This is a genomic window from Neobacillus drentensis (genome assembly GCF_036966985.1).
In the GTDB taxonomy this organism is placed as follows: domain Bacteria; phylum Bacillota; class Bacilli; order Bacillales; family Cytobacillaceae; genus Neobacillus; species Neobacillus drentensis_E.
Genome location: NZ_JBALSN010000543.1, coordinates 7,632 through 10,184, shown reverse-complemented (window position 1 = coordinate 10,184; position 2,553 = coordinate 7,632). Strand labels below are relative to the sequence as shown.

Genomic DNA, 2,553 nt, shown 5'->3' with positions numbered 1-2,553 from the left:
TTTTTTTGTTTCCAATTAATAATACGATTAAATCCCTTAGATGCCGCCCATAAATAGGAGCACATGTTCGGCAAGATGACTAACATCCAAAATGAGACGGCAATAAATTCAAACCGTTCTAAGTTTGGTAACCTAACAATTTTAAACATCGATAAGACGGGCCAAATGGTCCGTGCTAACCCATTTTCAGCGAAGAAGGTAATGCACACCATTGTCACAGCCGTGAAAAGAAACGTTGTATATAAATTCCCAAGTTGTGAGTACATGAAAAGCTTTTTTTTATCTTTTACATATGGATATAGGAACATAAGCAATTCAAAGCCCATAAGTGAAAGAGAGGTTTTATAGACCCCATTGATAATGTGCTTCAAATCTGTGTTTAATAATGGCAACAAATTCTTAGGGTCTGAATATTCCATCGGAACAAGTAAGATAAAAATCATCCAGAGAGTCCCTAAGACTGACATAAAAGCTACTCCGACGATGATACGAATGCCGCCATTAACGGCATAAATAGTTAAAAGAATCAGAGCAAGCGAGATTTGCCATGTGGGTAATTCAGGGAAAATCCATACTTGAACAATTTCAATATAATTCATCAGGATAACAAAAAAACTTATGCTCATATACATCATATAAAAAACATTCAAAGCATTCCCAAGCCATTTTCCAAACACATCTACCTGAATTCCATATAAATCCGCACTATCATATTTATTAAGCATGAGAATTATCATTGCTAAGACAAAACCCGATAATAATCCTCCGAGAAAAACAGAGATCCACGCATCGTGTTTTGCTGCTAAAAAGACTATTCTAGGTAATCCAACAATTCCTACGCCTGTTTGTGCAGCGTGTATAAAAAACATGACCAGGAATGCATTAACCAATAATCCTTCTTTTGGCTGCACATTTACTTTCATCCTGACCGCTCCTATTCATCTACATCCTTTTTTTCAACACCTTTATGTTTAGGAAAAAGCTGTTTGTCCACAGGACGATTTGTTTCTGGCCTGTAGGATAAATATTGAGCCGGAAATTTAATAATACTGTACCCTAAGTCCTTCCACCTAAAGGGATAGATAGGCATGAGATAGGGCCTCCCAATGGTGGTTAATCTTAATAGGTGAACCAGAATAAAACAAAACGAAAACATAATCCCAATCCCCCCCCAAATACCAGCTAAAATTATAATTGGAAAGCGAACCATCCGAACGGCAGTACCCATTATATAGCTAGGTGATGTAAAAGACCCAAGGGCACTTAGTGCAATAATGATAATTAAGATATTACTTGTAAATCCTGCTTGTACCGCTGCCTGTCCGATGACAATACCGCCAACGATACCCATTGTTTGACCTACTTTAGTAGGCAGCCTTGCTCCAGCCTCCCTTAAAAGTTCGATAACAAATTCTAAGAGAAAGGCTTCGAGGACTGGTGGAAACGGGACATTTGCCCGTGATTGACCAAGTGAAATGAGCAGTGCTGATGGAATAACCTCATAATGATAGGTCAAAACGGCTACATAAGCCGGAGTCAATAATACCGATAGAAAAATCGAAATAATCCGCAGCATCCGTAAGAAAAAGCCCATATTCCAGCGCATATAGACATCTTCGGTTGATTCAAAGAAACTCAGGAAGGGTGTTGGACCATAAATAGCTGACGGGGATCGGTCCATTAATACTGCTACTCGCCCCCTCATCAAGGAAAGAGTGACCCGGTCTGGCAGTTCGGTTGACATGATTTGAGGGAAGATCGTCCAACTATTATCTTCGATTAACTGCCCCAAGACTGTCGTATCCGGTATGTAATCATATTCTAAATCCGTAATCCTCTGGCGAAAGGTACTCACATTATCCTCATCTGCGATGTCCTTTACATAAACAAGTTTTCCTGGGGTCTTCACCCTTTTTCCAATCGTGATATCTTCCATACACAATTGTGGATCTTTTAAATTACTCCTAATAATATTTAAATTGCCTATAAGAGATTCGGTAAAAGAAATCTTTGGCCCATATACAAGCGACTCGGTTTCTGCCTTTTCAAGCGATCGTTCCACGGTTGAACCGACATTGGCAAGTATCCCATAAGGTTCACCATCGATATAAATGTACGATTTTCCTTCTATTAAAGAGGAAACAACTTCTTTTAATTGATTGGCAACAGAAAGTTCTGCAATCGGCAAGATCTGTGCAAGACTTTCCGTTGTCCATTCATTTTGTGTACTTTGCTGGACAGGTGACAAGAGAAATTCATCAAAGCTAGTTTTATCAATGAGGCTGCTTAAAAAGCAAAAGACAATTTTCTTCCCATTCTTTTTAAGGGTGCGAAAATTCAGATCTGAACAATCGCCTATCTCTGCTTCCAATTCTGACTTAAGATCATCCACATTTAAACTATGCGGCTTCTTATCCTCTGACCGTTTATTTTCTGATTTCCTCTTAAACATAAGCAACACCTTAACCATTCAATTTTTTTTATCTTTACCAGAACATCTAATATTATCCAAAAGAAACTGAATGGGTGTCAGGCACCATCAATGTTTCCATA

Annotated in this window: 2 protein-coding genes; both read right to left on the bottom strand. The window is 38.5% G+C overall.

Annotated elements, in window-relative coordinates; all coding sequences use genetic code 11:
* Nucleotides 1-923: GerAB/ArcD/ProY family transporter (locus V7659_RS27590; protein ID WP_335543271.1), on the bottom strand; the 923-nt coding region annotated here is incomplete at its 3' end.
* Nucleotides 924-934: 11 nt separating this feature from the next.
* Nucleotides 935-2,452, bottom strand: coding sequence for a spore germination protein (locus tag V7659_RS27585; RefSeq protein ID WP_335543270.1), 1,518 nt, complete (start codon nt 2,450-2,452; stop codon nt 935-937).
* Between the last annotated feature and the right edge of the window lie 101 nt (nt 2,453-2,553).

What these genes read in the sequence shown, in the direction of transcription:
- V7659_RS27585 (WP_335543270.1), bottom strand. Translation starts at nt 2,452, where the DNA reads ATGTTTAAGAGGAAATCAGAAAATAAACGGTCAGAGGATAAGAAGCCG.